General features: G+C 35.2%; 4 protein-coding genes and 2 pseudogenes. 5 read left to right on the forward strand and 1 reads right to left on the reverse strand.

The genetic code is table 11. The annotated features are described in order from the left end of the window. Nucleotides 1-292 precede the first annotated feature (292 nt). Nucleotides 293-2,968 (forward strand): DNA gyrase subunit A, encoded by a 2,676-nt coding sequence (gene gyrA / locus IC220_RS05455; protein ID WP_188153507.1) that lies wholly within the window; start codon nt 293-295, stop codon nt 2,966-2,968. A 167-nt stretch (nt 2,969-3,135) separates the two neighbouring features. Further along, a complete protein-coding gene (locus IC220_RS05460) occupies nt 3,136-4,515 on the forward strand; it encodes an ankyrin repeat domain-containing protein (RefSeq protein WP_188153508.1) in 1,380 nt (459 codons plus the stop codon). 144 nt (nt 4,516-4,659) lie between these two features. Here the strand turns inward: IC220_RS05460 and IC220_RS05465 are convergent. Further along, nucleotides 4,660-4,752 (reverse strand): annotated as a pseudogene (locus tag IC220_RS05465) (PD-(D/E)XK nuclease family transposase); the annotation flags it as partial. A gap of 93 nt (nt 4,753-4,845) precedes the next feature. Between IC220_RS05465 and gltX the strand changes: the two are divergent. The 3 genes and pseudogenes from gltX to IC220_RS05480 all read left to right on the forward strand — a co-directional run bounded on the left by gltX (nt 4,846) and on the right by IC220_RS05480 (nt 7,794). Next, nucleotides 4,846-6,252, forward strand: coding sequence for a glutamate--tRNA ligase (gene gltX / locus IC220_RS05470; protein WP_188153509.1), 1,407 nt, complete (start codon nt 4,846-4,848; stop codon nt 6,250-6,252). Between the two features lie 7 nt (nt 6,253-6,259). Then, a complete protein-coding gene (locus IC220_RS05475) occupies nt 6,260-6,961 on the forward strand; it encodes a type I glutamate--ammonia ligase (protein ID WP_188153510.1) in 702 nt (233 codons plus the stop codon). 116 nt (nt 6,962-7,077) lie between these two features. Continuing rightward, nucleotides 7,078-7,794 (forward strand): annotated as a pseudogene (locus tag IC220_RS05480) (IS5 family transposase). Nucleotides 7,795-8,171 lie beyond the last annotated feature (377 nt).

Raw genomic sequence — 8,171 nt, forward strand, 5'->3', positions numbered from 1 at the left:
CATTATATATCTTATTGCATTAATAATCGCTCTAATATCGTGTTTTCTTGGCCTTCCTATTGCCCCTTGTGCAACGTATGGCTCTAGTATTTCCCATTCTTTGTCACTTATGTCACTTGGATACATTTTTTTACCTCTTAATTCTACATTTGCTTTAGTATATTTATCTTTTCATTTCTTTTCAAGACATCTTCTAAGAGTTTGAATAAGATTGCAAGAGTTGCGAACAAAAGTCTATTGTTGCCAGTTGTTCAATTCAGTGTTAGACTTGTTTAAATAAGTCGTTATCAAAGTGTCAAACAACGTAGTACCAGTCTCAATAGTAAAAGAATTAGAAGATTCTTATCTTTCTTACGCAATGAGCGTAATTATAAGTCGTGCCATACCGGATGTGCGTGATGGCTTTAAGCCAGTTCATAGGCGTATATTATATGCAATGTCTAGGGCTGGTTACGATGCTGGTAAGCCATACAAAAAAGCAGCCAGAATTGTTGGTGACGTTATGGGTAAATATCACCCACATGGTGATGCAGCAATCTATGACTCTTTAGTGAGAATGGCTCAGGAATTTTCTCTTCTTGTACCACTAATTGACGGGCAAGGTAACTTTGGGTCAATAGATGGCGATCCTCCAGCTTCCATGCGATACACGGAAGCAAGATTGCATAGAGTATCACACTTTTTGCTGAATGATATTGATGAGGATACCGTTGACTTTAGACCAAATTATGATGGTCATGAATCCGAGCCAGTTGTATTGCCGGCAGAGTTTCCAAATTTATTGGTCAATGGTGCAAGTGGTGTTGCAGTTGGTATGGCAACCAATATTCCTTCTCACAATCTTGGTGAAATTATCGATGCTTGTATTTTATATATAGATAATCCGGAAGTTACTTTAGATGAGTTATTAGAAGTAATACCAGGACCAGATTTTCCTACCGGCGGAGTGATTCTTGGTAGATCGGGAATAAGATCAGCATTTTCGACTGGTCGAGGTTCAATTGTTGTACAGGGTAAAACTCACATAGAAGACTTACCTCAAGATAAGCAGGCAATAATTATTGATGAAATACCCTATCAAGTAAATAAAGTCAGATTAATAGAAAAAATAGGTGAGCTCGTTAAGGAAAAGAGAATTGATGGCATAGTAGAAATTAGGGATGAGTCTGATAAGTCTGGCATCAGAGTAGTAATTGAATTAAGAAAGAATGCAGCAGCAGATTTTATACTTAATCAAATACTTGGACTAACTCCATTGAGAAGTAGTTTTAGTGTTAATACACTAGTACTAAATAACAACAGACCAGCTTTGATGTCATTGAAGGAAATCATAGCTGCTTTCATTGATTTTAGAAAAGAAGTACTAGTTAGAAGAACAGAATTTAGATTAAGAAAAACACGAGAAAAAGCTCACATACATATAGGGCTTTATATTGCGGTGTTAAGTATAGATGAAGTAATAAAAATTATCCGCAGTGCAAAAGATCCTGCGGAGGCATGCAAAGAGCTTTTGCATAAAGAATGGAGCACTTCATCTGAAATACAGACAATAATTGAATTAATTTCAGACAGTACCAGTTTTTTACAAGATGGAATGTATAAACTCACTGAGCTGCAAGCAAAAGCTGTTCTCGATATGAAACTACAGCGTTTAACTGGTCTTGAAAAAGATAAGTTAGAAGCTGAATTAAATTCAATGGTCGATTTAATAAAGGAGTATATAGATTTCCTTGGCTCAGAAGAAAAGTTGATGAAGCAAATCACGATAAATTTACAAGAAATAAGAAATAGGTTCGCTGTACCACGTAGAACTGCAATAGAGGAATCGGATACAGACATTGAAGCTGAAGATCTCATTCCGCAAGAGGATATGGTAGTCACTGTAACTATGAATGGCTATATCAAGCGTGTAAAACTTTCTCACTATAGAACTCAACGTCGTGGTGGAAAAGGAAAGTTAGGTCAGGGGTTAAAAGAAGAGGATGTAATTACTAAGTTATTTGTCGGTAACACTCATACTAGTGTGTTGTTTTTCTCTAATATCGGTCGAGTTTATAGGTTAAAAGTTTATAAGCTACCTCTTGCAGAGCCAACTGCACGTGGCAGGGCGCTTGTTAACATATTTCCTCTGATTGAAGGTGAAACTATCACTAATATCATGCCATTGCCAAGCGAGCATAGCGAAGAGTTAAATATAGTGTTTGCTACTGATTATGGCAGCATAAGACGTAATTCTCTAGCAGATTTCCACTATATTCCAAGCAATGGAAAAATAGCAATTAAGCTAGATGAAGGGGATAAATTAATATCAGTTGAAGTTTGTACTGAAAATGATCACATATTACTTTCAACAAAATGTGGTAAGAGTATCAGATTTGTTGCAAATGAAGTACGTCAATTTAAGAGTAGAAATTCAGATGGTGTCAGGGGTATTAAGCTTGCCAAAATTGATAGTGTAATTTCAATGACCATCCTAAATGGCATAGAGGTAACCACAGAGGTAAAAGACCTCTACCTTAAAGTATCACTTGATAAGAGGGTAGAAGCTGCAATGAGTAATTCTATAGATCCCAAGCTAGAGAAAACCTTAAGTAATTTAGGAATAGATAGCGAATTATTCTTAAAACTGGCACTAAATGAAGAGTTTATATTGACCATTACTGAAAATGGTTTTGGTAAAAGAACTTCCGCATATGAGTATAGGACTACTGGTAGAGGTGGAGTTGGTATCACCAATATCCTTACTACTAACAGAAACGGCAATGTTGTTGCCAGCTTCCCAGTTAAGCAAAGTGATAATATTATGCTTATTACGGATAAAGGAAAGCTAATTCGTATTGCAGTTGATGGCATAAGAATTGCCGGACGCAGCACTCAAGGAGTAACTTTATTTAAAACAGAAAACGGTGAACATGTGGTATCAGTCGCAAAAGTTGAGGATCCGGATTCCACTGCTGCCTCTTCTTAATTCATCTTTTATGAGGAGAACAGGGCTCTTTTAAATTAATACCTTTTAAAATACAGCCTCAATTGTTTCTATTGTAAATCTAGAAAAATACAACTCAAAGCAGAAAATTTGACTTTTTAATAAAAATATTATATATTTAATAATATATATTAATTTAGAAAGAAATTATGCCTACTATAGATAACTATGAAAAAACTGATTTACATTGGGCTGCTGAAGAGGGTCGAATAGAGGATGTGGACTATTTAGTAAAAAAAGGTACGAGTGTTAATGTTGAAGATGAAAATAGAAAAGTTCCTTTACATTATGCCGTGAAAGAGGGTTATACAGAAATAATACTATTTCTAATAGAAAACGGTGCAGATGTTCATGCTAAAGATAAAAATGGAAACACTATTTTACATTTGGCTGCTAGAAACGGTCATATAAATATAGTAAAGCTTCTAATAGAGAAAGGTGCAGATGTTAATACTGCAAATAATAGAGGAGAAACTTCTTTACATTTGGCTGCTATTAAGGATAATGAGAAGACAGTAGAGTTTCTAATAGGAAAAGTGGCAAATATTAATGCTGCAGATAACAATGGAGACACTATTTTGTTTTGGGCTGCTATTAATAATTATAAAGAGGTAGTAAATCAGCTATTAAATACCGAAGGTATAGAGTTTAATATTACAAATAACAATGGAGAAACTGCTTTATCTGCGGCTGCTGAATGTGGTAATCTAGAGGTAGTAGAGGCTCTGTTAACAAAAGAAGGTATAAATGTTAATGTTCAAGATGCAAATGGAAGAACTCCTTTATTTTGGGCTGCTGTTCATGGTCATAGAGATGTAGTAGATTGCCTATTAAATACCGAAGGTATAGAGGCTAATACTGCAGATAACAATGGAGAAACTGCTTTATTTTGGGCTGCAGCAGGCGGTCGTCTAAAGATAGTAAAGGCTCTGTTAACAAAAGAAGGTATAAATGTTAATGCTGCAGGTGGCAATAGAGAAACAGCTCTACATAGGGCTGCAGCAGGCGGTCATCTAGATATAGTCAAGGCTCTATTAGCAGCAGGTGCAGATATTAATATGGAAAATGAGAATGGAATGAATCCTTTATGCAAGGCTATTATACAAAATAAAATAGATGTGTATGAACACATAATCGAACACATAACAAAACTGAGAAATTCTGGCTCAAAATTAAGTTCATATAATCTAGAATTTGTAGAAAAGATGACATTTTTACATAATCACAAACCATTGATTAATATTTTATCACAACATTATAAGCGTGATTTTCAAAAAATGACACTTAAGGAAATAGAAAATTTCTTTGAGAAACGCACAAACGACATTGTAGTAAAAATTGGAGGAGAGATAAAGTATCTGGTTGACTTGGTAGATTTTGGAGATGTAAAAGAAAGGCATGCTCCTAAACTAGAACTGCATGTATTGAAAGAGATAATAAATCAAATATTAAAACCTAATTCTCAAGTAGATACAGTAGGAAAAGGCATAATTCAGGTGCGGATAGGGGAAAGAGTAGCTAACTTTTAGTATGTGATAGTGTATCGATGGTCGTTGATACACTTATCCTTAATTTGGCACGATTTAACACTCCTATTATTAGTTCCTTAATTTCATTCACTGACAGACCAGTAGATTCAGCTATTAAGTCAGCAGATTTGAAGTTAATGTTTCACCTGCAAAACCAAGGATGTCATTGAGAAAGTGGATGAGAATAGCCTTGTTTTTCTCACTGCCGAAAATTCGCTTGAACGCACTTGAGATCAAGAAACTTCCATATTTTTATGCTCATATTGTAGCAAAATTATACCATTTTTTCATTATTTTGTATAATGAAATTTTATGCTGTATAATTAACGTATGTTAAATGTAATTACTAGATTTGCCCCATCACCAACTGGATTTTTGCATATAGGAGGTGCTCGTACTGCTTTATTTAGTTGGCTGTATGCAAAACACCATGGAGGTAAATTTTTACTGCGCATTGAAGACACTGACCAGAAACGCTCAACAAAAGAAGCCATTGATGTAATAATAAACGGTCTTAAATGGCTTGGGATAGATCATGATGGAGAAATAGTATATCAGTCAGAAAGAAGAGAGCGGCATATAGAAGTAGCAAATCGTTTAGTTGAAATGGATAAGGCATACTATTGTTACTGCCTGATAGATGAGGTTACAGAGGAAAAAATGCGAGCAAGAGAAGAAGGGAAAATATATAAGCATAAATGTACTGCAAATATTGATAAGAGCATCAAACCAGTTGTGCGTTTTAAAGTAGAGGAGAATTCGACATCATCAAAAATTGAGTTTCAAGAAAGGTCTATTGTTGTTGACGATAAAGTATACGGACAAGTTAAAGTTAACAGTGCTCAGCTTGATGACATGATAATTTTACGCTCTGATAACACCCCGACATATATTTTTGCTGTGGTGGTTGATGATCATGATGCTGGAGTTACTCATATAATACGAGGTTCTGATCATCTAACTAATACTTTCAAACAATTATTGATATACCAAGCTCTCGACTTCAATGTTCCCAACTTTGCACACGTGCCACTTATTCATGGGGAAGATGGAAATAAATTATCCAAAAGACATGGTGCAACGAGTGTATGTGATTACGAAAAAATGGGAATATTACCTGAAGCAATGCGCAACTATTTGCTCAGACTTGGTTGGAGTCATGGTAATGATGAAATCATCGGTGATGAACAGGCGGTAGAATGGTTTAATTTAGATAGCATTGGCCGCTCGCCTGCACAGTTAGACTTCAAAAAATTGGAACATTTAAACAATTATTATATTAATAATACAAGTAATGAAGATATTTTAAGTATACTTACCCCAAAACTTAACCTTACTGATAAAAAAAGAAACTACTTGCTGCAAGGGCTAACAGAATTGAAAAAGAGATCAAATAATCTAATTGAGTTATTAGATTCAGCTAAATTTTATACAGAGGATTTACCTCTTTCTTTGAACGAAGAAGCTCACAAAATTCTTGTTGCTAATTTAAGCACGATCGACCTGCTTACTTCATTTCTCTCGCATATTAACAATGAAGATTGGCACAAAAGTTCTCTATCCACTCAGATCAAAAAATTTGCAACATTGCACGATATGAAAATGAGTGATATTTATCATTCACTGCGTGCTCCCATAACTGGAGTGATGGATGCGCCAGGAATCATCGATATAATGGTAATCCTTGGTAAAGAGGAATGCATAAAAAGGTTGCAATATTCTCAGCACTATACTTAAGAAAAATATGTTTCCTGTATTTGGCATTGAACTAGAATTTTATATCGAGGGAATAGAAGCAGATTTATTTCTTAATGGTATTGCCGACAAAATAGGTTTGTTTGGATTTTCCTGTGAAAAAGAAAGTTCTCAACATCAATATGAAGTAAAAAGTTGTTGTTATACCAACTCCAACGATCTAATCGAGCATTTTGAATCTGTCAAAGAAATACTTGCAGACACAGCACATAAACTTGGTGGTAGTGTTTCTTTTAAAGCAAAACCTTACTTAGATAGAGCAGGCAGTGCTTTAAATGTACATGTGAATTTAGTAGATTTAGATAATAATAATTTATTTTATGCTTATGATAGTGACCACCTGCTTTATAGCATTGGTGGATTATGTGCAATGATGAAAAAACATATGCCATATTTTGCTCCAAACGATGATTCATACTTAAGGTTTCGATATCCAGATATCAATACACCGACCACAGTTAGCTGGGGCATGAATAATAGAACCGCTGCGATAAGAATTCCCAATTTCGCTGGTAACTTCAAAAAATGCCGCTTAGAGCACCGTGTTCCTGGTGCGGATTGTAACCTACAAGAAGTACTAATGGTGATAATGGAAGGTATAACTTTCGGCATAGAGAACAAAACTGCTCCACCAGAGAAAGTATATGGTATTGCTTCTGATTTTCAATATGGCATGGAAAAATTAATATAATTCAACGTTCAGACCTCTTTCAAGCCAGAGCATTAGGCTCTGTGAACCAAAATTTGGAGAAATAAGAAAAAAATGGTAGTTTAACCGTGAATAAATAAGGAGAAACTACCAAATGCATACAAGAAACAAAATGGAAACAAATTTTTGCAAATTTGAAAAGCGTAAAAGGAATACACAGTAAAAACGAAGATCGGCTAAGAAGGTTCATGGAATCAGTGTGGTACATGGCTCGAAGTGGTTGCCAATGGCGACTTTTACCAGAAATATATGGCAATTACAGAAGCGTACATAAGAGATTCAAAAAGTGGTGTGAAAAGGGAATTTGGGAAAGATTGCTCAAATATACACAAGATCCAGATTTGGAAGTGCAAATGATAGATGGAACAATTGTCAGAGCACATTGTGCGGCTGGATACAAGAAGGATACCGGAGCTCAAGAAGCACTGGGACGCAGCAAAGGTGGCTTTACAACCAAAATCACGCACTTGTTGATGCTCTGGGAAATCCGCTTAAATTTACTTTAACTGCTGGTCAAAGAAACGATATTACACAGGCTGAAGCGTTGACTGAGAATGTTTCAAACTCTATTTTAGTGGCGGATAAGGGCTATTGCTTTTATTGCAAGTCTTAAGAATAAAGGGTGTGAGGTTGTAATTCCGCCAAAAAGAAATCGAAAAGTGCAGAGATACCACGATGAGCATATTTATAAAGAGCGGGAGTGTTTTTTTGGTAAAATAAAGCATTTTAGGCGGATTTTTTCAAGATTTGATAAGACTGCTGAGGTTTATTTAGGCTTTTTAAACTTCGTTGGGGCCCTTATGTGGCTTGCTTAAAATTTTGTTCACAGAGCCTAACAAAAGTTTCTTTGAGTAAGACATCTAATCCGCTATAACATTTCATAAGACTACTCCTACTGTAAAAGTTTTTTGAAGAACTTATTCTATTGAATTCGTTACTTCGTGCTAAAATAATGGAGTATGTCTCTCCATTACTCAACAGCAATTACAGTATGTCTCAGAAGATGTCTTGAAAAGAAATGAAAAGATAAATATACTAAAGCAAATGTAGAATTAAGAGGTAAAAAAATGTATCCAAGTGACATAAGTGACAAAGAATGGGAAATACTAGAGCCATACGTTGCACAAGGGGCAATAGGAAGGCCAAGAAAACACGATATTAGAGCGATTATTAATGCAATAAGATATATAAT

The sequence above is a fragment of the Wolbachia endosymbiont of Pentalonia nigronervosa genome, assembly GCF_014534705.1.
In the GTDB taxonomy this organism is placed as follows: domain Bacteria; phylum Pseudomonadota; class Alphaproteobacteria; order Rickettsiales; family Anaplasmataceae; genus Wolbachia.

Bases quoted from the DNA above. Each gene is read 5' to 3' on its own strand.
- IC220_RS05460 (WP_188153508.1), top strand. From the start codon at position 3,136: ATGCCTACTATAGATAACTATGAAAAAACTGATTTACATTGGGCTGCT.
- gltX (WP_188153509.1), top strand. From the start codon at position 4,846: ATGTTAAATGTAATTACTAGATTTGCCCCATCACCAACTGGATTTTTG.
- IC220_RS05475 (WP_188153510.1), top strand. From the start codon at position 6,260: ATGTTTCCTGTATTTGGCATTGAACTAGAATTTTATATCGAGGGAATA.